The following is a 25,832-nucleotide window of genomic DNA, read 5'->3' on the forward strand; positions in this document are numbered from 1 at the left end:
CACCATCGCCCGCACACCCTTGGCCGCCGCGGCTGCGGCCGCGGCATCCGCCATCGCCTCCGCCTCAGCCACCGTGTTCGCCAACGGCTTCTCGCACAGCACATGCTTGCCCGCCCCCAGCGCCGCGATCGCGATCTCGGCGTGCGAATCACCCGGCGTCACGATGTCGACCACATCGATGTCGTCACGGGCGACCACCTCACGCCAGTCGTTCGCAGCCTCCCCCCAGCCCCACTTCTCGGCCGCTGCGGCCGTCGCCTCGACGTCACGACCCACCACGACCGCCATATGCGGCCGCACCGGAAGATCGAACACGGCAGGCGCCTGCCGCCAACCGACCGAGTGGGCCGCTCCCATGAAACCGTGCCCGATCATGGCCACCCGAAGACCGGATGCCTCGGGGTCGCGGTGCTCTGCAGTCACGCGGGGTCCTTTCCCTCAGACGTCGTCGGTGGTGCACGCGGAGCGCCCGCCCTGAAGACGGGCGCCCCGCGGCGGTATCAGGATGCGAACGCGAGGTCGATGAATTCCTGCACGTTGTCCTTCGTGACCACCGGCGCATCGAGCACGATGCGGTTCGGAACGCTCGGCGTGATGAGGTCGCTCATCGTCTTGCCCTGGGCGATGAGGCGCGCGAGCGCGATGCCGTCGGCGGCCTGCGTCGACGGGTAGATGACCGTCGCCTTGAGCACCGTGTCGTCGGCTTCGATGGCCTCCATCGCGTTGCGGCTTCCCGCGCCGCCCATCATGAAGAACTCGTCGCGCCCGGCCGCCTCGATCGCGGCGAGCACGCCGACGCCCTGGTCGTCGTCATGGTTCCAGATGGCGTCGATCTGCGGGTTCGCCGCCAGAAGCTGCGACGCCGCGGCCTCGCCGCCTGCGACGGTGAAGTCCGCCGCGACGCGGGCGTTCACCTCGAGCCCGCAGTCCGACAGCGCGTCGGCGAAGCCGCGCGAGCGGTCCTGCGTGAGCGGCAGCGAGTCGATGCCGGCGATCTCGGCCACGAAGCCCTCGCCGCCGAGCTGCTCGCAGATGTAAGTGCCGGCACTCACACCCATGCCGTAGTTGTCACCGAGGATCGTGGTGCGTGCGGCGAACGGGCTGGAGAACTCGCGGTCGACGTTGATGACGGGGATACCCGCCTGCATCGCCTTGATCGCGACCTCGGTGAGAGCCGCGCCGTCGGTCGGCAGCAGCACGATCGCGTCGACGCCCTCGTTGATGAAGGTCTCGACCGCGGCGATCTGCGCGTTCGCGTCGTTCGTGCCCTCCGCGACCCGCAGTTCGACGTCTTCGAAGCTGTCGGCGGCCGCCTGGGCGCCGGAGTTGATCGCGCCGAGCCAGCCGTGGTCGGCAGCCGGTCCCGAGAACCCGATGACGACCGTCTCGCCCGTCGCCTGGTTCTCTTCGCTCGTCGTGCCCTGGTCGACCACGTCGTCGTCCCCACCGCCGGCGGTGCAGCCGACGAGCAGTCCGATCGTGGTGAGCGCGGCCGCACCCGCGACGAGCGCGCGCAGCCCCATAGTGCGCTTGGGACGCATTCCGTTCCTCCTTGAATGTGATGCAGATCCGCCCGGCGTGGCCGTGGGCTGAAGCCCACACTCAAGCTGTCCACGCTGACCAGGGCCACCGTAGCAGAAGTGGCCGACACCGCAACACCTTTTGTGCGCGCCTCGTCAAAAGCGTCGGAACGTGCTGGAGTCCCGGGAATGAGCCGAGACATCCGACTCTCGGTGACGCCCAGGATCGTCGAAAACCGTCTCGATCCGGACTTCGCGAGCATGTTATGGTCTCGCTGTGATCAAAGACGACCACTCTTCGTCATTACCGGAGGATGCGCCGACGCTGCTCGAGGTGCGCGGCGCCACCAAGCACTTCGCCGGGGTGTACGCACTCCGCGGCGTCGACCTCGATGTGCGCGCGGGTGAGGTGCACTGCATCCTGGGGCAGAACGGTGCGGGCAAGTCGACGCTCATCAAGACGCTCGCCGGCGTCCACCAGCTCGACGAGGGCACGATCACGTGGCTCGGCGACGAAGTCACGATCCCCGACCCCCAGGCGGCGCTCTCGCTCGGCATCGCGACGATGTACCAGGAGCTCGACGTCGTCGACGGGCTCACGGTCGCCGAGAACATCTTCCTCGGACACGAGTTCGATCGCGGCGGTTTCACGCGCCGCGGCGAGGCGACGCGTCGCGCTCGCGAGCTGCTCCGCCGTCTCGGCCACGGCTCGCTCTCGCCCAACATCGAGGTCGGTCAGCTCAGCGCCGCCAACAAGCAGATCGTGAGCATGGCTCGCGCGCTGTCGCACGACATCAAGCTCATCATCATGGACGAGCCCTCGGCCGTCCTCGACACCGAGGAGGTTAAGAACCTCTTCAACGTCGTGCGCGAGCTCACCGCCGAGGGCATCGCCGTGGTCTACATCACCCACCGCCTCGAGGAGATCCGCCAGATCGGCGACCGCATCACGGTCCTCAAGGACGGACGCAGCATGGCGAGCGGCCTCTCGGTCAAAGACACGCCGACGAGCGACCTCATCCGGCTCATGACCGGTCGGACGGTGGAGAACGTCTTCCCGCCGCCCGTGCCGATTGCGCCCGACGCACCGATCGTGCTCGAGGTAGATGGGCTCGGTCTGTCAGGCGTCTTCGAAGACGTGTCGTTCGCGGCGCGCGCGGGCGAGGTCATCGGGCTCGCGGGGCTGGTCGGATCCGGGCGCTCCGAGATCCTCGAGACCGTGTTCGGCGCGCGACGCGCGACCGCGGGGTCGGTCCGCGTCGCCGGCGTCGAGCTCAAGCGCGGCTCCGTGCCGCATGCGGTGCGCGCCGGCATCGGGCTGTCACCCGAGGAGCGCAAGAGCCAGGGACTCGTCCTCGACGAGCCGGTCTTCGTCAACGTCACGCTGTCGTCGTTCGAACGATTCGCGAAGGCCGGATTCCTCGACCAGCGCGCCGAGCGCTCCGTCGCGCGCGAGCAGGCCGACGCGCTCGACCTGCGGCCCGCCGACCCCGACCGCCCGGCTGCGACGCTGTCCGGCGGCAACCAGCAGAAGATCCTCCTCGCCCGATGGCTGGTGCATGGCACGCGCGTGCTGCTGCTCGACGAGCCGACGCGCGGCGTCGACGTCGGCGCCCGCACCGAGATCTACGCCCTCATCAGGCGCCTGGCCGCGGCGGGCAACGCGGTCGTGATCGTCTCGAGCGAGATCGAGGAGGTGCTCGGCCTCGCCGACACGGTCCTCGTCATCGCCGACGGCCGCGTGCTGACCACCGTGCCCGCCTCCGACATCGACGAGCACGGCGTGCTCGACCTCGTCATGAAAGGAACCGCCGCGTGAGCGAATCCACCACCCCGCGCGCCGACGTCATCGACGCGCAGGCTGCGCCGCCGACGCAGCCGACTCCCGAGAAGACGCCGCGCACCGGCATCCGCCGCATCTTCAGCGGCTCGTTCGGCCGCAACCTCGGCCTCATCCTCGCGCTGCTGCTCATCGTGGCCGTCGGCGCGATCACGGCGGCCGACACGTTCATGAGCCTCAACAACATGCTCGTGATCCTGCGGCAGGCATCGATCATCGGCGTCATCAGCATCGGCATGACGTTCGTGATCATCTCGGGGGGCATCGACCTGTCGGTCGGCTCGGTCATGGGCCTCGCGTCGGTCGTCGCGACGATCGACGTCATGCAGAACACGGCCGACGACACGCACTGGGTGATCATGGTGGTCGTGGCGCTCGCCGTCGGCCTCGCGGCCGGCGTCATCAACGGCGTCGTCATCGCGTACGGCAAGGTCGTCGCGTTCATGGCGACGCTTGCGATGCTCGTCGCGGCCCGCGGTCTCGCAGAGATCATCGCCGAGCGACGCACGCTCGTGATCCGCGAGCGCGGGTTCATCACGTTCTTCAACGAGGACTTCCTCGGCATCGACGTGCTGATCTGGATGTTCATCATCGTCGCCGCCGCCGGGTGGGTCCTCCTCAACCGCACGACGTTCGGCCGCCGCACGGTCGCGATCGGCGGCAACCGCGAGGCGGCGCGTCTCGCGGGCATCAACGTCAAGCGCCACACGGTCTGGCTGTACGCGATCGCCGGCCTCACGGCCGGTATCGCCGCCATCATGATCCTCGGTCGCACGACGGCGGGAACGTCGACCCACGGTCAGCTCTACGAGCTCGATGCGATCGCCGCCGTCGTCGTGGGCGGCACGCTCCTCATCGGCGGTCGCGGCACCATCACGGGCACCGTACTCGGTGTTCTGATCTTCGCGACGCTGTCGAACGTGTTCGTCCAGAACAACCTGTCGTCGTCGGTTCAGGCGGTCGCGAAGGGCATCATCATCGTCATCGCGGTGCTGCTGCAGCAACGGTTCGCGAAGCCGGCGGGCGCGAGATCGACATAAGCGCAGGGGGCTTCTGCCGGGGCATCCGCACCATGTCGGCTGTTTCGGCAGAAGTACCCGCGAGTTCTGACGGCAACCCCCGCATGATTGACTGAACTGTGGTCTCCATAACCTCCGAAACCTCGTCCGGTGGGACTGGCGCGAGCGAACTCTTCCAGCTATTGCGCGACGGAGTGCCACGCACGCGAGCCGAGCTCGCGAACTCGACCGGCCTCGCCCGTTCGACGATCGCCGCGCGGGTCGACGAGCTCATGCGCATGGGCCTCATCGCGCCGCTCGCCGAGTCGACCTCGACGGGCGGACGCCCGCCGTCGCGGTTCGCGCTCAAGCCGAGCGCGCGCGTCGTGCTCGCCGCCGACATCGGTGCGTCGCACGCGACCGTGGCGGTCGCCGACCTCGCCGGCACGATCCTCGCCGAGCACACCGAGCCGATGTCGGTGACCCTCGGCCCCGTGCCCGTGCTCACGTGGATGCTCGAGACGGCCGCGACGCTGCTCAAGCAGACCGGCCGCGATCGCAACGAGCTCGTGGCGATCGGGATCGGTGTGCCGGGACCCGTCGAGCACTCCACCGGGCAGCCGGTCAATCCGCCGATCATGCCCGGGTGGGACCGCTTCGACGTCCCGGGATGGGTGCGCCAGCACCTCGAGGTCCCCGTGCTCGTCGACAACGACGTCAACATCATGGCCCTCGGCGAGCGAGCGATGGCGTGGCCGACGACCGAGGACCTCGTGTTCGTGAAGGTCGCCACCGGCATCGGCGCGGGCGTCATCTCGGGTGGCATGCTGCTGCGCGGGGCGCAGGGCGTCGCCGGCGACATCGGCCACGTGCACATCGCGCGAGGCGCCGGGGTGCCGTGTCATTGCGGAAACACCGGATGCCTCGAAGCCCTCGCCTCCGGACCCGCCATCGCCCGCGCGCTGCGCGACCGGGGCGTCAACGCCGAGAACGGCGACGACGTCGTGACGCTCGTCAAGAGCGGCAACGTCGAGGCGATCCAGGCCGTGCGGCAGGCGGGGCGCGACATCGGCGAGGTGCTCACGGCGTGCGTGAGCCTGCTCAATCCGTCCGTGATCGCGCTCGGCGGATCGATGGCGCGCGTCGGCGAGCACCTCATCGCCGGCGTGCGCGAGGTCGTCTACACGAGGTCGATGCCCCTCGCGACCGGACACCTGTCGATCGTGCAGTCGACCGCCGCCGAGAAGGCCGGCGTCATCGGCGCGAGCATGCTCGCGCTCGACCACGCGCTGTCGCCCGGCGCCTTCCACTCGCTCGTGGGGCGCTGAGCGGCCGGACGTCGCGCGACCGCCGCATCCGCCTGATTCCGCCGGTTCGGAGGTTCACACCCCACCAGATCAGGACATCTGGCGGAGGCAGGACGATTGCGCCGGAAAGCTCCTGTACCGGCCAGATGTCCTGATCTGCGCTGGGGTGGGGGAGGGCGAAGCCCCGGCGGATCCGTGACGCCTCCGTTTGCGGATGGATCCGGTTCCGCCTCGCGGGGGAGGCGCGGCGGCCGCGGCACCCGTAGCGTCGGGGCATGAGCGAGACTTCCTTCAGTCCCGGCGATGACGTGTTCACGCCCAGCGGCCGCGGCACCGTCATCGATGTGCGGGCCACCCCGTCCGGCAAGTGGGTGTTCGGCGTCGAAGACTCTGATGGTGCGGTGGGCTATTTCACCGGCCGAGGCATCCGCCACGCCGAAGGCTGACGCTAGACCAGCCGCAGCTCGCGCTCGATCGCGGCCGTCGTCTCGAGCAACCGCGGGAGGTACGCCTCGCGCACATGCTCGACGGTGTCGCGCGTCGCGCTCGTCGAGACGTTGACCGCGGCCACGACCGACCCGTCCCGCCCGTGGACGGGAGCCGCGACCGACCGCAGCCCCGATTCCAGCTCACCGTCGACGAGCGCCCAGCCCTGCCCGCGGACGCGCGCGAGCTCGTCGCGCAGCGCTCCGACGTCGGTCTTCGTGAGCGGGGTGAGCGCCCGCCGCGCGGAGGCTTCGAGCGCGGCATCCGCTTCGTCGTCGGGCAGTCCCGCCAGCAGCACGCGGCCCATGCTCGTCGCGTACGCCGGGAAACGCGTGCCGATCGTGATGCGCACGCTCATGATGCGCCGCGTCGGCACGCGCGCGACGTAGACGATGTCGGTGCCGTCCAGCACCGCCGCCGAGACGCTCTCGTCGACGGCGCGGGAAAGGGTCTCGAGGTGCGGCTGCACGAGCTCGGGGAGTGTGAGCGCGGAGAGGTAGCTGAAGCCGAGCTCGAGCACGTGCGGGGTGAGGGCGAACGAGCGCGCGGTGCCGTCGCCGTTCGCGCGGACGTATCCGAGCGTCTCGAGCGTGCGCAGGAACCGCCGTGCCGCCGCCCGCGGAATGCCGGCGCGACGCGCGACGTCGCTCAGCGACAGCTCGGGGTGCTCGGCGTCGAACGCTCGGATGACCGCGAGCCCCCGCGCGAGGGATTGGACGAAATCGCCGGATGCCTCGGGCGCCTCGGTCATCGCCGCATCCGTCCTGCGATCACCGCTCCAGCACGACGGCCATGCCCTGACCGACGCCGATGCAGATCGCGGCGACCGCGACGCCGCCTCCGCGGCGAGCCAGCTCGTGCGCGGCGTGGCCGATGATGCGGCCGCCGGAGGCACCGAGCGGATGCCCGATCGCGAGCGCCCCGCCGTGGATGTTCATGTTGTCGGGGTCGAAATCGGGCCAGCCCTTCAGGCACGCGAGCGACTGCGACGCGAACGCCTCGTTCAGCTCGACGAAGTCGACGTCCGCCCACGTGCGTCCGGCCCGCGCGAGAGCCTTGTTCGCGGCCTCGATCGGCGCGATCGGGAAGACGTCGGGGTCGACACCGTGCACGGCGCGCGCCGTGATGCGCGCGAGCGGCTCGCCCTCGAGGGCGCCTTCGCGGGCGAGGAGCACCGCCGAGGCGCCGTCGTTGATCGGCGACGAGTTGCCCGCCGTGACCGAACCCTGGCCGTCGTCGGCGAAGAGGGCCTTCAGACCGGCGAGCTTCTCGACCGACGTGTCGTCGCGGATGCCTTCGTCGCGAGCGAGTTCGGCGCCCGGCACCTGCACCACTTCGCCGTCGTAGACGCCCTCGGCCCACGCCGCGGCCGCGCGGCGGTGCGACTGCACCGCGAACTCGTCCTGCGCTTCGCGCGAGATGCCCCATTCGCGGGCGATCTTCTCGGCGGACTGGCCGTTCGAGATGGTCCAGTGCTTGGGCAGGTTCGGGTTCACCATGCGCCAGCCGATCGACGTGTTCCACATCGTCTGGTTGCCGACCGACGGCCACGGCCGCGGCGACTTCTCGACGATGAACGGCGCACGGCTCATCGACTCGACGCCGCCGGCCAGCACCACGTCGACGTCGCCCGCGTCGATCGCGCGCGATCCCTGCACGACGGCTTCGACCGACGATGCGCACAGGCGATTGACGGTCACACCGGTCACCGAGGTCGGGAAGCCCGCGAGCAGCGCGCCCATGCGGGCGACGTTGCGGTTGTCTTCGCCCGCCTGGTTGGCGTCGCCGAAGATGACGTCGTCGATGCGCGCGGGATCGAGACCGGTCCGGTCGATCGTCGCCTTCATGACGATCGCGGCGAGGTCGTCGGGTCGTGTGCCCGACAGCGCGCCGCCGGCGCGGCCGAACGGCGTGCGGACGGCGTCATAGATGTAGGTGGCCATGGTCAGGCTCCTTTCAATGCCAGTCCGGTCAGCTCGGACAGGCTCTCGACGGTGTTGTCTCCGAACGTCTCGCGCACGACGAATCCTTCGTCGGTGACGTCGAACACGGCGTGGTCGGTGTAGACGCGCGTGACGCAGCCGACGCCCGTGAGGGGGTAGGTGCATTCGGCGACGAGTTTCGACTCGCCCTTCTTGGTGAGCAGATCGGTCATGACGTAGACGGACTTCGCGCCGATCGCGAGGTCCATCGCTCCGCCGACCGCGGGGATCGCACCCGGCGCGCCGGTCGACCAGTTCGCGAGGTCGCCGGTCTGCGAGACCTGGAAGGCGCCGAGCACGCACACGTCGAGATGCCCGCCGCGCATCATCGCGAACGAGTCGGCGTGGTGGAAGTACGCGGCTCCGGGGAGCGCGGTGACCGCCTGCTTGCCGGCGTTGATGAGGTCGGGGTCGACGTGCGCGGCATCCGGAGCCGGCCCCATGCCCAGCAGGCCGTTCTCGGTGTGCAGGATGATCTCCTGGTCGTCGGGCAGGTAGTTCGCGACGAGGGTCGGCGCGCCGATGCCGAGGTTCACATACGAACCCTCGGGGATGTCGGCGGCGATGCGCTTCGCGAGGTCGTCGCGCGTGATCGTCGTGGTCACTGGTCCACCTCCTTCTCATCGGTCCCTGAGCCCGCCGAAGGGTCGGTCGGCCGGCCCTCGAGATCGACGCCGCCGATGAACTCTCCGTCGCGCAGCCACGCGCGCTCGCCGACCTCGACGACGCGCTGCACGAAGATGCCGGGCGTCACGACGGCCTCGGGGTCGAGCGAGCCGAGCGGAACGATCTCGTCGACCTGCACGATCGACGTCGTCGCGGCGGTCGCCATGATGGGACCGAAGTTGCGCGCGGTCTCGCGATAGACGACGTTGCCCCAGCGGTCGGCTTTGAGGCCCGACACGAGGGCGTAGTCCGCCTTGATCGGGTACTCGAGCACGTACTGGCGGCCGTCGATCTCGCGCGCCTCCTTGCCCTCGGCGAGCTGCGTTCCGACGCCGGTCGGACTGAAGAACGCCCCGATGCCGGCTCCGGCCGCGCGGATGCGCTCGGCGAGGTTGCCCTGCGGCACGAGCTCGAGCTCGATCTTGCCTTCTCGGTACAGTCCGTCGAACACCCAGGAGTCGTGCTGGCGCGGGAACGAGCAGATGATCTTGCGCACGCGGCCGGCGGCGAGCAGCGCCGCGAGGCCGGTGTCGCCGTTGCCGGCGTTGTTGTTCACGATCGTGAGATCGGATGCCCCGTGGGCGATGAGTGCGTCGATGAGCTCGACCGGCTGACCGGCGCGGCCGAACCCGCCGATCATGATCGTGGACCCGTCGGGGATGTCGGCGACGGCGGTCGCGGCATCCGCAACCGTCTTGTCGATCACAGGGCCTCCTCGGTGTCGTGGCGAGTGTTCACTGTGCGAACGCATGTGCGTATCTCGAACGAGCATACCGCGGGCCACTTCATCGCGCGAGCGGCCGGATCGCTCAGCGGGAGCCCAGCCGAAGGCGTCACACGCCGGCGGCGACGTACGCTCCCAGTGCGCGCGTGAAGTCGGGATGCTCGGGCTCCCAGCCGAGCTCCGCGCGCGCCTTCGCGTTCGACACGCGCATCGACGTGTCGAGCACCATCGTCGCGAGATACGGCGCGGCGAGCCGCAGTGCCCACCCCGGCACGGCGAACGGCGCGGGCGCGCCGATGGCCTCGGCGAGCGTGGAGTACAGTCGCGCCCATGACGTCGGGCTGTCGTCGACGACGTTGTACGCACCGGGGCGGCCGCGCTCGAGTGCGGCGAGCGTCGCCGACGCCGCATCCTCGATGTGCACCCAGGACAGCGGATGCGTCGCGCCCCGAGCCACGGGGATGGACCGGCGCTCGAGCATCCGGCGCACCGTCTGCACGTCCGCGCCGTAGAAGAGCCCGTAGCGCAAGGCGATCCCTTCGACACTCGGATCCTCGAGAACGAGCCGCTCGTTCGCGACCATCGCCTCGATGTGCCGATCGGATGGGCCGCCCCGCCGCCGCCCGAACGGGCTCGCCTCGGTCAGCGGTTCGTCGCCGTGGTCGACATAGCCGTAGCCGAACACCATGCTCTGAGTCACGAAGCGCGTCGCGCCGGTCTCGTGCGCGACCGCGAGGAGGTTGCGAGTACCCGACGTGCGCAGTTGATTCGTCGCGGCCATGCCGCCGTGGCCCGCGGGAGGCTTGCGCAGGGCGGTCAGCTCGTGGATGACCGCGTCCAGCCGCAGACCGCGAGTGGCGCGCAGGAGAGCATCACGGTCGAGTGCGTCCGCGACGATCGGCTCGACGTCCAGATCCACCAGCGCACGCGACTGATCGCCGCCCCGTGAGAGTGCGACGACCTGGTGGCCCGCATCGTGCAGCATCCGCGTGAGGGGTCGCCCGATCGCGCCCGTCGCGCCGGCCAGCAGAACCTTCATGATCCTCCCTTCTTGGCAAGTGATCACTTGCCAAGACAGACGATACGCGCGGAAGGACCGGATGGCAAGTGATCACTTGCTAAGCTCCGAGCATGACCACTCGACGTGAGATCCTGCTGCGCGAGGGCATGCGGCTCTTCGGCGAACAGGGATACGCGGCCACATCGATCGCGCAGATCGAAGAGGCCGCTGGTCTCTCCCCCGGCTCAGGCAGCTTCTACAAGCACTTCGCGTCGAAGCAGCAGATGCTCGAAGCGGGTCTCGACAAGCTGCTGTCGTCGACGGTCGTGCCCCCGCCGGCATCCGAAGTCGCGGATCGGCCGCGCGACGTACTGGAACTCGCCGCGAAGGGCGGGTTCGCGCGCATGGAGGAGGATCGCGACCTCAGCCGCGTCGTGTTCCGCGGGCTCCAAGCCTTTCCCGAACTGCTCAAGCGGTTCGGCAACGAGGAGATCGCGCGACGCCACGCCGAGATCACGCGGCTGCTCGCGGACCTGAGCGGCGACGCGTCGGCCGACTGGGAGGCGATCGCCGTCGTCCTGCAGGGGGCTACCGCGCACTACTGGCTGCTGGCCGATGTCTTCGGCGAGCATCCGACGGGGGTGTCGCAGGAACGCGTCGTCCGCGCGCTCGCCGATCTCGCGACACTCGCGGTCGGCATGGGACCGCACCCCGGGGGCGAGGGCGACGGGCGTGCCGCCGCCGAGTCATCCGGAGCTTCGCGCGCCGGCTAGAACTCGTCGGCCAGCGCCTCACTGGCGATGCGGAACGCCGTGTTCGCGGCGGGCACGCCCGAGTACACAGCCGACTGGATGATGACTTCCTTGATCTCCTCGACGGTGAGGCCGTTGCGCAGCGCTGCGCGGCAGTGCATCGCGAGCTCCTCGTGGTGACCGTGCGCGATGAGCGACGTGATCACGGCGATCGACCGCGAGCGGCGGTCGAGCCCGTGACGCGACCACAGATCGCCCCACGCGACACGCGTGATGAAGTCCTGGAAGTCGGCGGTGAACTCGGTCGTGTTCGCGATCGAGTTGTCGACGTGCTCGTCGCCGAGCACTTGACGGCGAACCGTCATGCCCTGCTCCCAGCGCTCGGCGTCGGAGAGTCCTTCGTTGGTCGTCATTCCGCCTCCTCCTTCTCGTGTGGTCGTGGGTCAGGCTCGCGTGTGCGCGTACTCGTCGAAGAACGACCGCAGCACCTCAGCGGTCGCGGCGGCGTCGTCGGCAGGTGGGAGGTGCGACGCATCCGCGATCCCGACGGCCCGGCCGCGCTGCACGCCATCCGCGATCTCGCGCGCGGACGTCTCGGGCGTCACGCCATCGTGAGCACCCCACACGGCGAGCACCGGCGCGGCGATCTCGCCGAGTCGCTCGCGCACGTCGAAGGCCGCGAGCGCCTCGCACGCGAGCGCGTAGCTCTCGTCATCGGCATCCTGCAGCACGTGCAGCAGGCGACCGGAGATCTCGGGGTTGCGCTCGATCGATCCGGGTGCGAACCATCGCTGCGCCGACCCGATGATGAGCGTCGAGGTGCTCTGCGCGCGCACCTGCGCGGCGCGGTCGTGCCACGCCTCGGGCTCGCCGATCTTCGCCCCGGAGGCGATGATGGCGGCTGCGATGACCTGATCCGGATGCCGCAGCAGCAGCTCGAGGCCCACGGCGCCGCCGAGCGACACCCCCGCGTACAGGAACCGCTCTCCCACCGTGTCGGCGACGGCATCGGCGAGCTCGGCGACCGTGAACGGCGCCGTCGCGCGCGGTGAGGCGCCGTGCCCCGGGAGATCCCATGCGATCACGCGGTACCGGTCGGCGAGGGCGGGGAGGACGTTCTCCCACAGGATCGTCGACGTGCCCAGCGACGGGCCGAGCACGAGCAGCGGCGCGCCGTCGGGCCCTGCGGGCGCGGTCAGCGAGATGGCGGGGACGGTCATGAATCCTCCAGGGGCGGTGGGGACGAGGGATCGTCGTCGGACGCCGCGACCGCGGCGTCCACGAGGTGTGCGGCCAGCCCGGTGTAGTTCGCCGGGTCGAGCAGCGCATCGGCGTCGATGCGCTCGCCCGCACCGCCCGGCTGCAGCTCGGGCAGGGCGCGAACGAGCTCGCGGAGGTCTTCGCCGCGGCCGGCGGCGGCGACGAGCTCCTTCACGCGTGCGGCGCCGATCACGGGACCGAGCACGACCGAGAGGCGCTCCGCGACGATGAGCCCGTGGGTGAGGGCGAGGTTGCGGGCCACGGCGTCGGCGTCGACGCGGAGTCCCGCGACGAGCGAGGCCGCGTTCGCGGAGGCGCCGAGAGCGAGGCGCAGCAGCTCGCGCAGAGCCGGCCACTCGGCGTGCCACGCGCCGTCGGGGCGCTCGTCGACCGCGAGCGCGGCCGCGGTGTGGAGGGTCGCACCGAGCTGCGGCGCACGGATCGCGGCCGAGCGGACGAGCACGGATGCCGCGGGGTTCTGCTTCTGCGGCATCGCCGACGACCCGCCGCCGGATCCCTCGGCGAGCTCTCCGATCTCGGTGCGGCTGAGGGTCGCGACGTCGGCCGCGATCACGCCGAGCGCGTCGAGCGCCTGCACGAGGGCGTCGCCGAGCTCGGTCACCGGCCATCGGGTCGTGTGCCACGGACCGTCGGGCGCTGCGAGGCGCAGTTCCGACGCGAAGGCCGCGGGGAGCGAGGCTGCGCGCGGCATACCCGCGATCTCGACGAACGACGCGAGCGTGCCGCCGGCTCCCCCGAGCTGCGCCGGCAGGCCTCGCACCGCCTCTTCGAGCCGCTCGATCGCGCGTCGCACGCCGCGCAGCCAGTTCGCGGCGCGCAGGCCCACCGTCGTGGGAACCGCGTGCTGCGTGAGCGTGCGGGCCGCGGCGACCACGCCGCGATGGGCGGTCGCGAAGTCGTCGAGCGCCGAATCGACCTCTCGCAACGAGGCGAGCACGCGCCGCGAGGCCCGGTGCGCGAGGAGCATGAGGGCGGAGTCCAGGATGTCCTGGCTCGTCGCGCCGCGGTGGACCCACACGCGCGCCGACTCCGGCACGCGGTCCTTGAGCCGCGCGACGAGCGGGATGACGGGGTTGCCGCCGGCGACGGATGCCGCGGCCAGCTCTCCCACGTCGATCCCGTGCCCGCGGCACAGGGCTCCCGCGCCGGACCACCCGAGCGACGACGAGATCTCGTCGGCGACCTCGGCGGGCACGACCCCCAGGAGTGCGTACCCGCGCGTCAGCGCGACCTCGGCCGTCACGAGGGCGTCGAGGAACGCGGCATCCGTCACCGACTCGTCGTGCCCCACCGTCACCGGCGTGAGCAGTCCTTCGTCGAACGGCGACACACTGGCTCCTATCTCGGCACGAGCCGGCGTGCGCGATCGGCCCCGCGTTTCGTCTCGCTCGCTGCGCTCCTTCGCTCAACGACCGTCATGTCAGGGCAACACCCCGCCTCAGAATTCGAGGAACACCGTCTCGTTCTCGCCCTGCAGGCGGATGTCGTGTCGCAGATACCCGTTCGGCAGGCGAGTTGCGATGAGCGTAGCGCGCTCCTCGGGCGTCAGCGAGGACAGGAACGGATCGGCGTCGAGCTTCTCCTGGTCGTCCGGCAGGTAGATGCGGGTCATCAGCTTGTCGGGAAGACCCCGTGCGAAGACCGCGACCGCATAGAACGGCGCCTCGCCGTTCACCGAGCCGGGGTTGATCGTCCAGAACTCGAAGCGGCCCTCGTCGGTGGTCGCCGAGCGGCCGAATCCCGTGAAGGTGTGGTCGTCGCGACGGCGCGAGCCGCGGCCGCGCGGGATGTTCCCCTCGGCGTCGGCGCTCCAGATCTCGACGAGGGCGTCGGGGATCGGTGCACCGGCGCCGTCGTAAACGGTGCCGCTGAGCACGATCGCGCCGGGCGAGTGCGGGAAGACGACCTCGTGCATCTTGGGGTACACGGTGCCGAACGCGAAGAACGGACCGACGGTCTGGCCGGGCGTGATCTCGAGCTGCTCCTTGCCCTGCAGGTCGGAGCGAAGCGTGCGTGCCATGGTCAGTGCTCTCCCTCGGGCTCGAACCACGTGGAATCCGGTCCGTCCACGACGATGTCCCAGCGGTAGCCCATCGAGAACTCGGGGACCGTCAGGTCGTGGTCGTACTGGCCGATGAGCCGGTCGCGGTCCTTCTGGCTGCGGATCGTGTTGTAGATCGGGTCGAGCGCGAACAGCGGGTCGCCCGGGAAGTACATCTGCGTCACGAGGCGCTGCGTGAAGCCGCTTCCGAAGATCGAGAAGTGGATGTGCGCGGGGCGCCACGCGTTGATGTGGTTCTTCCACGGGTACGGCCCCGGCTTGATGGTCGTGAACTTCCACTCGCCGTTGTCGTTCGTGATCGTGCGGCCCGCGCCCGTGAAGTTCGGGTCGAGCGGCGCCGGGTGCTGGTCGCGCTGGTGGATGTAGCGGCCCGCGGCGTTCGCCTGCCAGATCTCGATGAGCTGGTTCGGGATCGGACGGCCCCACGAGTCGAGCAGGCGGCCCTGCACGGTGATGCGCTCGCCCTGCGGCTCACCCCGGTGCTGGAGCGTGAGGTCGGCCTCGATCGCCGCGACGTCACGCTGTCCGTATGCGGGCGACCACAGCTCGATCGTCTCGGGGTCGACGAGCTTCGGGTTCTTGGTCGGATGGCGCAGGATGCTCGAGCGGTACGGCGGGAAGTCGTACATCGTCGAGCGCAGCTTCTCACCGGCGGCCTCGCGGCGCTCGTACTCGGCGTGGAGATCGGCGATCTCCTTGTTGATCTGCGACTGCGGGGGCATGTCGGCCGACGCGAGCAGCTGCTCGGGTGCGACCGCGGTCTGCTCTGCGATGACCGACGACGAGAAGGCCTCTTCGCCCGTCGGGTCGGATTCGGCGCTGGTCATGACTGTCTCCTTCGACGCGCCTCCGCATCGGAGGCGCAACACGAAAAGAGTGACAGCCGTAGCCTTACATGCCGCTGTGGATTCTCAGTGCATGGGAATCACGCGTCACGCAGTGCCGCGCGCAGGTCTTTCGCCGCCTGCATGACGAGCCCGCTGAGCCGTCGTTCGTCGGCGACCTCGATGTGCACGACGATGCCGATCGCGATCGGGGGCAGCCCCTCGACGCGCGCCAGCGGCGCGGCGACCGACACGTTGCCGAGCGTCATCTCCTCGCGGGTGGTCGCGTAGCCGCGTGCCCGCGTGCGCGCGAGGTCGGCGCGGAGCTCCTCTTCCGACGTGATCGAGAGCGTCGTCTCGCGCTCGAGCGGCACCGAGAAGTAGCGCTGCAGCCACGCCTCGTCGCGCGTCGAGAGCAGCGCCTTGCCGACGCCGGTGGTGTGCAGCGGATGCCGGCCGCCCATGCGGCTCAGGGTCGGGATCGCGCCCTGGCCGGTGAGCCGGCCGACGAAGAGCGCGGTCGCGGTCTCCGGCGTCGGCGCGTCGAGCACCGCGAGGTGGACGTTCTCGCGCGTCGCCTCGTACAGGCGCGACATGTGCGGCAGCGCGGTCTCGCGCAGCCGGAGCGCGAGAGGCGACAGCTCGCCCAGCTCCCACAGCTTCGCGCCGATCGTGTAACGGTGGCCGGGCGTGCGTGTGAGCAGCCCGAACGACGTCAGCTGCGACAGCAGCCGGTGCAACGTCGACGACGGAAGCCCCGTGAGCTCGGCGATGCGCGTCGCCGAGAGCGCCGGCTCGTCGTCGGTGAAGCACTGAAGGACGCGCATCGCGCGTGTGAGCACACCTTCGCCCGGTTCCAAGATTGCCTCCCCGATATATCAGGCTACCTTCCGTTTCGGACGTATGCGGCCTATTTCGGCCGCGGCACTCCGGGATTCCTTCCGTTCGGGGCGGTTTTCCGACTTCGGGGCCGAATCCGTGCGCCCCGAACGCCGGTGATCCGCCCCAACCGGCGGGTTCTGCTCGGTCGTGCGATTCTGGGCGCATGGCCAATTCGCCGTCGGGCGACTCCTCGATCGACCGCATCGTGCGCGTGCTCGAGACGTTCACGATCGATCGCACGGTGCAGACCGCATCCGAGATCGGCCGCCGCGCCGGCCTTCCCTCCTCGACCGCGCACCGGCTGGTCGACGCGCTGGTCGAAGCGGGCCTGCTCGAACGCGACGACGATCACCGCGTGAGCCTCGGCATGCGCCTGTGGGAGCTCGCGCTGCGCGGCTCGCGCGCGCTCCGCCTGCGCCAGGTCGCGCTGCCGCACATGGAGCGGGTGCAGGCCCGCATCCGCGAGCACACGCAGCTCGCGGTACTCGAACAGGACTCCGCGCTTTTCCTCGAGCGCCTGTCGCACCCGGGCGCGGGCGCGAACATCACGCGCATCGCCGGGCGGCTGCCGCTGCACGCGTCGTCGTCGGGGCTCGTGCTGCTCGCCCACGCGCCGGACGACGTGCGCGAGCGGGTACTGGCGGCTCCCCTCCCGCAGGTGGCGAAGGAGACGGTGACGGATGCCGCGGCCCTCCGGCGCCTGCTCGCGCGCGTCCGCCGCGACGGGTATGTCGTGGCGCGCGGCTCGATCGAGGCGGTGTCCACCGGGGTGGCGGTGCCCGTCCGCGATCGCACGGGCGATGTCATCGCCGCGCTCTCGGTCGTGCTGCCGCGGGACGCCCCGACCGAGCAGGCGATCGCCGCGCTGCTGCAGGCGAGCCGCGGCATCCGTTCCGATCTGTCGGAGTACTGACCGATCGAGACCTCGATTCCCGTTGAATGGGCAACCCGTCCCGAACCGTGAGGACCCGGACCACACTGATGGACGCCATCGCCCACCCGTCGAAGGAGACCCCGTGACCGAGACCGTACGCACCCGCGTCGCCATCGTCGGCGCCGGCCCCGCCGGGCTGCTGCTCTCGCACCTGCTCGGCGTCGCCGGCATCGACTCGATCGTGATCGACAGCCGCGAGCGCGAGCAGATCGAGCAGACGATCCGCGCCGGCATCCTCGAGCAGGGCACCGTCGAGGTGCTCGACGAGCTCGGCGAGTTCAGCCGCGCGCGCACCGTCGGACACCGTCACGACGGCATCGAGCTGCGGTTCGCGGGTGAGGGGCACCGCATCGACTTCGCGTCGCTCGTCGGGCGGGGCGTGTGGCTGTACCCGCAGCACGAGGCGCTCAAGGACCTCATCGCGGCACGGCTCGCAGCGGGACAGGACCTGCGGTTCGGGGTCACCGCGCAGCGCGTCGAGGGCGCGGCATCCGACCGTCCCCGCGTCTTCGCGACCAACGGCGACGGACGGGCGCTCGAAATCGACGCCGACTTCGTCGTGGGCGCCGACGGCTCGCACAGCGTCGTCCGCGCGGCGGTGACGGGGTCGCAGACGGGCGGGTACTTCCGCGAGTACCCCTTCGCGTGGTTCGGGATCCTGTGCGAGGCGCCGCCCAGTGCGACGGAGCTCATCTACTCGAACTCCCCCAACGGCTTCGCGCTCATCAGCCAGCGCAGCGCGACGGTGCAGCGCATGTACTTCCAGTGCGACCCCGAGGTCGACCCCGCCTCGTACACCGAGGAGCAGCTGTGGCACGAGCTGCAGTCACGCGTCCCGGGCACGACGCTCAACGAGGGGCCGATCTTCCAGCGCGACGTGCTGCGGTTCCGGAGCTTCGTCGCGCACTCGCTGCGCACCGGCCGCGCCGCGCTCGTCGGCGACGCCGCGCACACCGTGCCGCCCACGGGCGCGAAGGGCATGAACCTCGCGGTCGCCGACGTGCTCGTGCTCGAGCGCGCCCTGCGCGCCCTGCTGCTCGAGAACGACGAGCGGCTCATCGACGAGTACCACGACACCGCGCTGCACCGCATCTGGAAGGCGCAGCACTTCTCGTGGTGGATGACGAACATGCTGCACGTGGCACCGGATGCCACGGACTTCGACCGCCTGCGTCAGCTGGGTGAGCTGCAGACCGTCGTCGAGTCGGAGTCCGGCCGCCGCTACCTCGCGGAGGCATACACGGGCTGGCCTCTCGAGGGGCGCGCCTAGCGCGCCTGGCGCGCTGCGCGACGCTCAGGACTCTGCTGCGGCGGCGCCCGACCGCGCGGCGATCTCGGTCTGCAGCATCCGTGCCGACAGCGTGCCGCACACGAGCAGCACGACGACCGCGACGAGCACGATCACGAGGGGCACGGTCCAGGAGCCGGTGATCTCGTGCAGTCCGCCGAGCGCGAGCGGACCGGCGGCGGAGACCCCGTAGCCGACGGCCTGCACGAGCCCGGAGCGCCCGGCCGTGGTGTGCACGTCGGGGCCGAGCACGCCGAACGCGATGAACACGACCGTGATGCCGGCGCCCTGCGCGACGCCGCCGATGGACGTCCACACGAGCCATCCGGCGGGTGCGAACAGGAACCCGAGCGGCACGACGAGCCACCCGATGCCCGCGGCGAGGAACCCGGCGGCGAGCGACGCGCGCATCGTGAGCACCGGGATGAGGAGGCTTCCCGCGATTCCCGCGACCTGGAAGATCGACGCGATCGCCCCGGCGGCGGCGCCCGAGAACCCCTCGTCCGCGAGCAGCGTCGGAAGCCACGCGGTCACGCCGTAGAACGCGAACGCCTGGCCGGCGAAGGCCGCCGCGAGCAGGAGCGTCGGGCGGTGTCGCCACGCCGACCCGCGAGCGGTGCCCGAGATGGCGGATGCGGCGGGCCGAGGCGCGAACGCCCCGCGCAGCCCCCGCAGGGGGATCCAGCACGCGAGCGCGGCGACGGCGAAGCACGCCCACGACGCGAGCGCCCACCGCCAGCCGATCACGTCGGCCAGCGGCGCGGTCGCGAGGGTCACGGTCATCGTGCCGACGTTGAGCGCCGACGTGTAGATGCCGGTCATCGTGTGCGCGCGCCGCGCGGTGAACTCGCGGCTGATGATCACCGGGATGACGATGTTCCCGACGGTGAGGAACACGCCCATGAGCGCGGTGCCGATGAGGGCGAGCGCGATCCCGCCGGACACCCGCAGGAGGCATCCGGCGATCGTGCCGATGAGCATGACGGTGAGCGCGAAGTCCGCGCCGCCCCGCCGCACGAGCGCGACCGCGGCGGGCGCGAAGAGGGCGAAGCACAGCACCGGGATGCTCGTGAGCAGGCCCACGACCGCGGCGGAGACCCCGAGGTCGATGCCGATCTCGCGCGCGACCGGCGCCACCGCCAGGAACGGCGCGCGCAGCACGGCCGCCGTGAGCGCGATGACCGCCACGAGCAGCACGAAGTACGGGGTGCTGCCGCGGCGGCGCCAGCGGGCGGATCGGTCGGACATCACCGGGCCACGGTACAACCCGTGCGCCGGGATCGCGCACGCGCGTCCCGTTGGGTGACCGCCGCCCGCCGCGTCCCGACGGTGCGCTTCAGCCGCTGGGCGAGACCGCGTGTTGGCGATGGCGGATGCGTCGACTAGGGTCGCCGCTCGTGACCGACACCGCCGCAGAGCGCCGCACCAGCATCGTGCTGCTGATCGCGGCGGTGTGCCTCGTCGCCGCGAACATGCGCCCGACGATCACGGCGCTGGGGCCGCTCATCGACCAGATCGGCGCCGACACCGGAATGTCGGTCGCCGCTCTCGGCGCTCTCGCGGCGGTGCCCCTCGTGGCGTGGGCCCTCTTCTCGCCGATCGCCCACACGCTCAGCCGACGGTACGGGCAGCCGCGCACGCTCTCGTGGTCGCTCGTGGTGCTGCTCGTCGGCACCCTCGTGCGCTCGATCCCCGGGCCGATCGTGAGCCTGTGGCTGGGAACGGCGCTCATCGGCATGGCGCTCGCGATCGTCAACGTGCTCATGCCCGCCGTCGTCAAGCGCGAGTTCCCCGGGCACGTGGCGGCGATGACGTCCGTCTACACGGCTCTGCTGGGCGGGTTCGGCGCGATCGCGTCCGGCGTCGCCGTGCCGATCTCGCTCATCCCGATCGACGGCGACCCCGCGGGCTGGCGCTTCGCCCTGCTCATCTCGGGCGGCGCGCTGCTGCCCTTCGCTATCGTCGCGTGGTGGTGGGCGCACCGCGGCGAGCACCACCGCTACACGCGGTCACCGGAGCACCACGGCCGCACGGGCATCTGGACCGACCGCGTCGCGTGGCTCGTCGCAGCGTTCATGGGCCTGCAGTCGGCGACGTTCTACATGCTCGTCACGTGGTTGGCCGCGATCTCCATGTCGACCGGGCGCTCCGAGGTCGTCGCGGGCATCGACGTCATGGTCTACCAGCTCTTCTCGATCGCAGGATCGCTCCTGCTTCCGTTCGTCTATCGCGGCCGCATCAAGCGCGCGGTGCCGGCGCTCATCCCGATCATCGGGCTCATCGGCGGACTCGGGCTCATGCTCGCTCCGGCCGGCGTGCCCTTCTGGGGCGCGACCCTGGGTCTGTTCGGCGGCGCGTCGCTCGCGATGGCGATGACGCTCGTCGCCCAGCGGGCGCGGGACCACGACGCGTCATCCGCCCTGTCGGGCATGTCGCAGTCGGTGGGCTACCTCGTCGCGGCGTTCGGCCCGGTCGTGTTCGGCGGTCTCCACAGCCTGACGGGCGGCTGGACCGCCCCGCTCGCGCTGCTGCTCGCCGTCATCGCGACACTGTCGGTCGTCGGCATCTTCGCGGGTCGCGAGCGGTTCGTGCTCGAGAAGCGCTGACCCGCTCGCGCGCCGCCGTCCCGTCGCCGCCCCCGCACGTCGCGCTCCCTGCGCCCAACCCCCTGCTTCCTGGTTCGCGCTGTCGAAACCCGCATCCGCGGGCACGCGGAGAGGGCGCGGATGCCGCAAACGACAGCGCGAGCGCAGACAGGGGCGCCGGCACACGGCGCCTGCCCGGGCGGGCGCGGCGCTCAGCCGGCCGACGCGCCGGGAGCGGCGGCCAACGTCCGCAGGATCGTCTTGAGTCGATCGCGGTCCTCGTCGTCGAGCGCGCTGAAGCACTCCGCCTCGGCGCGCTCGGTCGCCTCGCGTGCACCCGCGTAGACCTCGCGGCCCTCGTCGGTCGCGACGACGACGTTCACGCGGCGGTCGCCCGCGTCGGGCTCGCGTCGCACGAGTCCGCGCTTCTCGAGCTCGTCGATGAGTGCGACGATCTGGCTCGGGTCGAGGCGCAGGAACTCGGAGAGCTCGCGCTGGTTCGGGCGCTCGCCGCTCACCGCGAGGGCGAGGACGGAGTACGAGCGCACCTTGAGCCCGAACTCGCCGACGGCGGAGCTCGCGGCCGCGAGCGTGATCGCGTTCGCGCGGGCGAGCAGGAACGCGGTGTCCTCACCGACGGACGTGCCCCACAGACGATCGATGCCTTCTGCCGGGCGCGCGGCCGGTGACGACGGGGACGTGTTCCGCATGGAGGCATGCTAGCCGCCCTTTGGACGAACTCAAACATTGACATTTTCAACGATTCGGGATTTCATGTGAGCGGACGCGAAGGAGCATGCATGTCACTCGAAGGCAAAGTCGCAATCGTGACGGGCTCGGGCCGGGGCCTCGGTCTCGCCTACGCCCGTGAGCTCGCGCGGCAGGGTGCGGCCGTCGTCGTGAACGACGTCGATGAGTCGATCGCCGCCGATGCGGTCGCCGCGATCGAAGCCGACGGCGGGCGTGCCGTCGCCGTCGTCGCGCCGGTCGGGCCCACCGAGACCGCCAAGAAGCTCGTGCAGACCGCGGTCGACACATACGGCCGCCTCGACATCCTCGTCACGAACGCCGGGGTCCTGCGCGACACCGTGCTGTGGAAGATGAGCGACGACGACTTCGACACGGTCATCAACGTGCACCTGCGCGGCACGTTCACGTGCGCGCGCGAGGCCGCGACCTACATGCGCGCGAACGAGATCCCTGGCCGCATCATCTGCATCGGCTCCCCCACCGGCCAGCGCGGCAACTTCGGCCAGACGAACTACGCCGCCGCGAAGGCGGGCATCGTCGGCATGGTCCGCACGTGGGCGCTCGAACTCAAGAAGGCGGGCATCACCGCGAACGCCGTCATCCCCGTCGCCGCGACCGCGATGACCGCGACCGTCCCCTACTTCGCCGCCGCCGTCGAGGCCGATGAGAAGGGCGAGCCGATGCCGGCGTTCTTCCGCCACGACCTCGGGTTCGGCACGGCCGACGATGTTGCCGGGCTCATCGCCTACCTGGGGTCGGATGCCGCGGCATCCGTCACCGGTCAGGCCATCGGCATCGGCGGCGACCGTCTGCAGCTGTGGTCGCACCCCGAGCCCGTCGTCACGGCATACCACGAGGGCGGCTGGTCGTACGCGGACCTCGAGGCCCAGTTCCCCGCGCTCATGGGCGAGAAGCTCCAGAGCGTCGGCGAGAAGTTCCCGCCGCTGCCCGAAGAGCTGCAGCGCTGACACCCCGCGCCGCCATGACCCGCTACGAGCCCGCGATCGACCTCGATGCGATCGACGCGATCGACGTCCACGTGCACATCGAGGTCGACGCCCACGGGCACGCCTCGCTTCCCGACGACCTCGTCGAGGCAGCGTCGAAGTACTTCTCGACCGACGGGCCCCGGCCCGACCTGGACAGCATCGCGGAGTATTACCGCGAGCGCCGCACGGCCGCCGTCGTGTTCACGGTCGACGCCGAGACGCAGCTCGGCCAGCCGCCGCTGAGCAGCAAGGAGATCGCCGAGGGCGCGGCGCGCAACAACGACGTGCTCATCCCGTTCGGGTCGGTCGACCCGCGCCGGGTCGACGCCGTGGACCGCGTGCGACGGCTCGTCGACGACCACGGCGTGCGCGGCTTCAAGTTCCACCCGACCGTGCAGGGCTTCGACCCGAGCGACTCCGCGTACCACCCGCTCTACGAGGCGCTGCAGGAGGCGGGGGTCATCGCGCTGTTCCACACCGGCCAGACCGGCATCGGCGCGGGCCTCCCGGGCGGCCGCGGACTTCGCCTCGGACTGTCGAACCCCATGCTGCTCGACGGCGTCGCCGCCGATTTCCCCGGTCTGCAGATCGTGATGGCGCATCCGTCGGTCCCGTGGCAGGACGAGGCGATCTCGGTCGCGACGCACAAGCACAACACGTGGATCGACCTGTCGGGCTGGAGTCCCAAGTACTTCCCCGAGTCGCTCGTGCGGGCCGCGAACTCCTACCTCAAGAAGCGCGTCCTGTTCGGCTCGGACTTCCCGCTGCTCACGCCCGACCGCTGGCGGCGCGACGCCGACGCGGCCGAGCTCTTCAAGCCCGAGGTCATCCCCGACATCCTCAAGGACAACGCGGCTCGACTCCTCGGCCTCGCCACGTGAGCCGCGGCATCCGCCACCCTCTGAAGAAGGAGAGATCATGACCACCGCCGCCTATGCCGATGCTCCGAGCCTCGCCGGAACCGACCTCGGGTGGTCGGAGTGGCTCGAGGTCACGCAGGAGCGGGTGAACACGTTCGCCGACGCGACCGACGACCACCAGTGGATCCACGTCGACCCCGAGCGCGCGAAGGACGGACCGTTCGGAGCCCCGATCGCGCACGGCTTCCTGTCGCTGTCGCTCACCGTGAAGTTCTGGTCGGAGCTCTTCGACCTCGAGGGCGTGACCACGAAGGTCAACTACGGGCTCGACAAGGTGCGGTTCGTGTCGCCGGTCAAGGTCGGCGACCGCGTGCGCATGAACGCCGTCATCGCCGAGGTCACCGAGGTGCCCGGCGGCTACCAGTTCGCGGTCGACCAGACGATCGAGATCGAGGGCGGCTCCAAGCCCGCCGTCGTGGCGCGCGGCCTCTACCGCTTCTACGCCTGACGCGCGCGCTCGCGCACAAGACCCCGCACCCCGCCCGCACCACCCCCTCGAAGGAGAGGAGACGATGCACAACCACGGACTGGGCTCGTGGATGGCCAAGCGGCGACTGAAGTCGCCCGACAAGACCGCGCTCATCTACGGCGACGGGTCGACCATGACCTACCGGCAGCTCGCCGACGCCGCGGACCGCGTGTCGGCGCTGCTGTGGCATCGCGGCATCCGCAAGGGCGACCGCGTCGCCTACCTGGGTGAGAACTCCCCCGAGTTCCTCCAGGTGCTGTTCGGCGCGGTGCAGCTCGGCGCGGTGTTCGTGCCGGTCAACACACGCCTCGCCCCGCCCGAGATCGCGCACGTGCTCGGCGACTCCGGCTCCCGCGTCCTCATCCACGACGCCGAGCTCGCACCGCGCATCGAGCAGGCTCTCGCCCAGCACGAGGTTCCGCATGTGATCGAGACGGGTGAGGGGACTCCCGAGCGTCCGGGGCTCGCGCACATCGTGCGCACGACGACCGCCGGCCACGCCGACGCCGAGGTCGCGCTGGACGACCCCGCAGCGATCGTCTACACGTCGGGAACGACCGGCCGCGCGAAGGGCGCGATCCTGACCCACGCGAACCTCACATGGGTCTCGCTCAACTGCATCGTCGACTACGACGTCGTCTCGACCGACGTCGCGCTCATGATCTCGCCGCTGTTCCACGTGGCCTCGCTCGGCATGGGCGCGCTGCCCGTCATCCTCAAGGGCGCCACGATCGTGCTCGAGCGGGGATTCGAGCCGGGACGGGCGCTCGAGCTCATCGAGCGCCACGGCGTCACGATGCTCAGCGGCGTTCCGACGACGTACCAGATGATGGCCGACCACCCGAACTGGGCCACGACCGACCTCAGCAGCCTCAAGAAGCTGACGTGCGGCGGGTCGGCTGTGCCGACGCGCATCCTCAACGCCTACGAGGAGCGCGGCATGTCGTTCTCGCAGGGCTACGGCATGACCGAGACCTCCCCCGGCGCGACCGCACTCTCCCCCGACATGACCCGCAAGAAGCAGGGCAGCGTCGGCCTGCCGCACTTCTTCACCGACGTGCGGATCGCCGATGAGCACGGCGCGATGGTGCCGCGCGGCACGGTCGGCGAGATCGAGATCTCGGGGCCCAACGTCTTCGCGGGCTATCACGGGCTCCCGGATGCCACGGCCGAGGCCTTCACGGCCGACGGGTGGTTCCGCTCGGGCGACCTCGGGTACCTCGACCCCGACGGATACCTGTACATCGCCGACCGGCTGAAGGACATGATCATCTCCGGCGGCGAGAACATCTACCCCGCCGAGGTCGAGAACGTGATCAGCGACATCGAGGGCATCACGGGCGTCGCCGTGATCGGTGTGCCCGACGAGCGCTGGGGCGAAGTGCCGTGGGCGATCGTGACTGTGCGGGACGGGGTGACCGTGACGACCGAGCAGGTCCGCGAGTTCCTCGACGGGAAGCTCGCGCGCTACAAGCTCCCCCGCAACGTCGTTGTCGTCGACGAGCTCCCGCGCACCGCATCGGGCAAGGTGCGCAAGGCCGACCTGCGGGCGCGATTCGCACGCTGAGCCGAC

Annotated in this window: 27 protein-coding genes; 12 read left to right on the top strand and 15 right to left on the bottom strand. The window is 70.6% G+C overall.

Annotated features, from left to right (window positions below; translation table 11 throughout):
* Both VNR19_RS01010 and VNR19_RS01015 read right to left on the bottom strand, forming a co-directional pair.
* Positions 1-375 (bottom strand): Gfo/Idh/MocA family protein (locus VNR19_RS01010; RefSeq protein WP_325723096.1); only part of this gene is annotated, 375 nt, incomplete at its 3' end.
* Between the two features lie 125 nt (positions 376-500).
* Complete coding sequence (locus VNR19_RS01015; RefSeq protein WP_325723022.1) at positions 501-1,541, bottom strand: substrate-binding domain-containing protein; 1,041 nt, start codon at positions 1,539-1,541, stop codon at positions 501-503.
* Between the two features lie 313 nt (positions 1,542-1,854).
* On the opposite strand from VNR19_RS01015, the gene VNR19_RS01020 reads away from it, so the two are divergent.
* The 4 genes from VNR19_RS01020 to VNR19_RS01035 all read left to right on the top strand — a co-directional run bounded on the left by VNR19_RS01020 (position 1,855) and on the right by VNR19_RS01035 (position 6,111).
* Positions 1,855-3,339: a sugar ABC transporter ATP-binding protein gene (locus VNR19_RS01020; RefSeq protein ID WP_325723098.1), complete on the top strand. Its 1,485-nt coding sequence runs from the start codon at positions 1,855-1,857 to the stop codon at positions 3,337-3,339.
* Positions 3,336-4,400: an ABC transporter permease gene (locus VNR19_RS01025; protein WP_325723024.1), complete on the top strand. Its 1,065-nt coding sequence runs from the start codon at positions 3,336-3,338 to the stop codon at positions 4,398-4,400. Before VNR19_RS01020 ends, VNR19_RS01025 begins: the two co-directional genes overlap by 4 nt.
* Positions 4,401-4,507: 107 nt before the next feature.
* Positions 4,508-5,686 carry an ROK family transcriptional regulator gene (locus VNR19_RS01030; protein ID WP_325723100.1) on the top strand — a complete coding sequence of 393 codons (1,179 nt, stop codon included), beginning with the start codon at positions 4,508-4,510 and terminating at the stop codon, positions 5,684-5,686.
* A 254-nt stretch (positions 5,687-5,940) separates the two neighbouring features.
* Positions 5,941-6,111 (top strand): hypothetical protein, encoded by a 171-nt coding sequence (locus VNR19_RS01035; protein ID WP_325723026.1) that lies wholly within the window; start codon positions 5,941-5,943, stop codon positions 6,109-6,111.
* A 2-nt stretch (positions 6,112-6,113) separates the two neighbouring features.
* On the opposite strand, the gene VNR19_RS01040 is transcribed toward VNR19_RS01035, so the two are convergent.
* The 5 genes from VNR19_RS01040 to VNR19_RS01060 all read right to left on the bottom strand — a co-directional run bounded on the left by VNR19_RS01040 (position 6,114) and on the right by VNR19_RS01060 (position 10,562).
* Complete coding sequence (locus VNR19_RS01040; RefSeq protein ID WP_325723027.1) at positions 6,114-6,902, bottom strand: IclR family transcriptional regulator domain-containing protein; 789 nt, start codon at positions 6,900-6,902, stop codon at positions 6,114-6,116.
* Between the two features lie 19 nt (positions 6,903-6,921).
* The gene (locus VNR19_RS01045) at positions 6,922-8,094 is read right to left on the bottom strand and encodes a thiolase family protein (RefSeq protein ID WP_325723029.1); all 1,173 of its coding nucleotides are present in this window, start codon (positions 8,092-8,094) and stop codon (positions 6,922-6,924) included.
* 2 nt (positions 8,095-8,096) lie between these two features.
* The gene (locus VNR19_RS01050; RefSeq protein ID WP_325723031.1) at positions 8,097-8,738 is read right to left on the bottom strand and encodes a 3-oxoacid CoA-transferase subunit B; all 642 of its coding nucleotides are present in this window, start codon (positions 8,736-8,738) and stop codon (positions 8,097-8,099) included.
* Positions 8,735-9,505, bottom strand: a complete 771-nt coding sequence (locus VNR19_RS01055) for a 3-oxoacid CoA-transferase subunit A (protein ID WP_325723033.1) — start codon at positions 9,503-9,505, stop codon at positions 8,735-8,737. Before VNR19_RS01055 ends, VNR19_RS01050 begins: the two co-directional genes overlap by 4 nt.
* A 127-nt stretch (positions 9,506-9,632) precedes the next feature.
* Entirely contained in the window at positions 9,633-10,562 is a 930-nt protein-coding gene (locus VNR19_RS01060) for an NAD-dependent epimerase/dehydratase family protein (protein ID WP_325723035.1), read from the bottom strand.
* Positions 10,563-10,654: 92 nt separating this feature from the next.
* On the opposite strand from VNR19_RS01060, the gene VNR19_RS01065 reads away from it, so the two are divergent.
* Complete coding sequence (locus VNR19_RS01065) at positions 10,655-11,296, top strand: TetR/AcrR family transcriptional regulator (protein WP_325723037.1); 642 nt, start codon at positions 10,655-10,657, stop codon at positions 11,294-11,296.
* Here VNR19_RS01065 and pcaC read toward each other — a convergent pair.
* The 6 genes from pcaC to VNR19_RS01095 form a co-directional block, all read right to left on the bottom strand.
* Positions 11,293-11,688, bottom strand: a complete 396-nt coding sequence (gene pcaC, locus VNR19_RS01070) for a 4-carboxymuconolactone decarboxylase (protein ID WP_325033346.1) — start codon at positions 11,686-11,688, stop codon at positions 11,293-11,295. The genes VNR19_RS01065 and pcaC overlap by 4 nt on opposite strands.
* Before the next feature lie 30 nt (positions 11,689-11,718).
* Positions 11,719-12,495, bottom strand: a complete 777-nt coding sequence (locus VNR19_RS01075; protein WP_325723040.1) for an alpha/beta fold hydrolase — start codon at positions 12,493-12,495, stop codon at positions 11,719-11,721.
* On the bottom strand, positions 12,492-13,886 hold the full coding sequence (locus VNR19_RS01080; RefSeq protein WP_325723042.1) for a lyase family protein: 1,395 nt from the start codon (positions 13,884-13,886) through the stop codon (positions 12,492-12,494). The genes VNR19_RS01075 and VNR19_RS01080 overlap by 4 nt, the downstream gene beginning before the upstream one ends.
* A gap of 108 nt (positions 13,887-13,994) precedes the next feature.
* Positions 13,995-14,576, bottom strand: coding sequence for a protocatechuate 3,4-dioxygenase subunit alpha (pcaG, locus tag VNR19_RS01085; RefSeq protein ID WP_325723044.1), 582 nt, complete (start codon positions 14,574-14,576; stop codon positions 13,995-13,997).
* Positions 14,577-14,578: 2 nt separating this feature from the next.
* Positions 14,579-15,445: a protocatechuate 3,4-dioxygenase subunit beta gene (gene pcaH / locus VNR19_RS01090; protein ID WP_325723046.1), complete on the bottom strand. Its 867-nt coding sequence runs from the start codon at positions 15,443-15,445 to the stop codon at positions 14,579-14,581.
* Positions 15,446-15,543: 98 nt separating this feature from the next.
* Complete coding sequence (locus VNR19_RS01095; protein WP_325723048.1) at positions 15,544-16,302, bottom strand: IclR family transcriptional regulator; 759 nt, start codon at positions 16,300-16,302, stop codon at positions 15,544-15,546.
* Between the two features lie 185 nt (positions 16,303-16,487).
* Here VNR19_RS01095 and VNR19_RS01100 point away from each other — a divergent pair, with 185 nt between their 5' ends.
* Together VNR19_RS01100 and VNR19_RS01105 are read left to right on the top strand one after the other, a co-directional pair.
* Positions 16,488-17,237, top strand: a complete 750-nt coding sequence (locus VNR19_RS01100) for an IclR family transcriptional regulator (protein ID WP_325723050.1) — start codon at positions 16,488-16,490, stop codon at positions 17,235-17,237.
* Between the two features lie 103 nt (positions 17,238-17,340).
* Complete coding sequence (locus VNR19_RS01105) at positions 17,341-18,528, top strand: 4-hydroxybenzoate 3-monooxygenase (protein ID WP_325723052.1); 1,188 nt, start codon at positions 17,341-17,343, stop codon at positions 18,526-18,528.
* Positions 18,529-18,552: 24 nt separating this feature from the next.
* Here the strand turns inward: VNR19_RS01105 and VNR19_RS01110 are convergent, their stop codons facing one another.
* The gene (locus tag VNR19_RS01110) at positions 18,553-19,794 is read right to left on the bottom strand and encodes an MFS transporter (RefSeq protein ID WP_325723053.1); all 1,242 of its coding nucleotides are present in this window, start codon (positions 19,792-19,794) and stop codon (positions 18,553-18,555) included.
* Positions 19,795-19,943: 149 nt separating this feature from the next.
* On the opposite strand from VNR19_RS01110, the gene VNR19_RS01115 reads away from it, so the two are divergent.
* Positions 19,944-21,152: an MFS transporter gene (locus VNR19_RS01115; protein WP_325723055.1), complete on the top strand. Its 1,209-nt coding sequence runs from the start codon at positions 19,944-19,946 to the stop codon at positions 21,150-21,152.
* Positions 21,153-21,343: 191 nt separating this feature from the next.
* On the opposite strand, the gene VNR19_RS01120 is transcribed toward VNR19_RS01115, so the two are convergent.
* A complete protein-coding gene (locus VNR19_RS01120) occupies positions 21,344-21,841 on the bottom strand; it encodes a MarR family winged helix-turn-helix transcriptional regulator (protein ID WP_325723056.1) in 498 nt (165 codons plus the stop codon).
* A gap of 90 nt (positions 21,842-21,931) precedes the next feature.
* Here VNR19_RS01120 and VNR19_RS01125 point away from each other — a divergent pair, with 90 nt between their 5' ends.
* The 4 genes from VNR19_RS01125 to menE all read left to right on the top strand — a co-directional run bounded on the left by VNR19_RS01125 (position 21,932) and on the right by menE (position 25,826).
* Positions 21,932-22,849: an SDR family oxidoreductase gene (locus VNR19_RS01125; RefSeq protein ID WP_325723057.1), complete on the top strand. Its 918-nt coding sequence runs from the start codon at positions 21,932-21,934 to the stop codon at positions 22,847-22,849.
* A gap of 14 nt (positions 22,850-22,863) precedes the next feature.
* Complete coding sequence (locus VNR19_RS01130; RefSeq protein ID WP_325723059.1) at positions 22,864-23,751, top strand: amidohydrolase family protein; 888 nt, start codon at positions 22,864-22,866, stop codon at positions 23,749-23,751.
* A 37-nt stretch (positions 23,752-23,788) separates the two neighbouring features.
* On the top strand, positions 23,789-24,238 hold the full coding sequence (locus VNR19_RS01135) for a MaoC family dehydratase (RefSeq protein ID WP_325723061.1): 450 nt from the start codon (positions 23,789-23,791) through the stop codon (positions 24,236-24,238).
* Between the two features lie 64 nt (positions 24,239-24,302).
* Positions 24,303-25,826, top strand: coding sequence for an o-succinylbenzoate--CoA ligase (menE, locus tag VNR19_RS01140; RefSeq protein ID WP_325723063.1), 1,524 nt, complete (start codon positions 24,303-24,305; stop codon positions 25,824-25,826).
* The last annotated feature ends 6 nt before the right edge of the window (positions 25,827-25,832 follow it).

The organism is Microbacterium sp. (assembly GCF_035556355.1).
Taxonomy (GTDB): Bacteria; Actinomycetota; Actinomycetes; order Actinomycetales; family Microbacteriaceae; genus Microbacterium.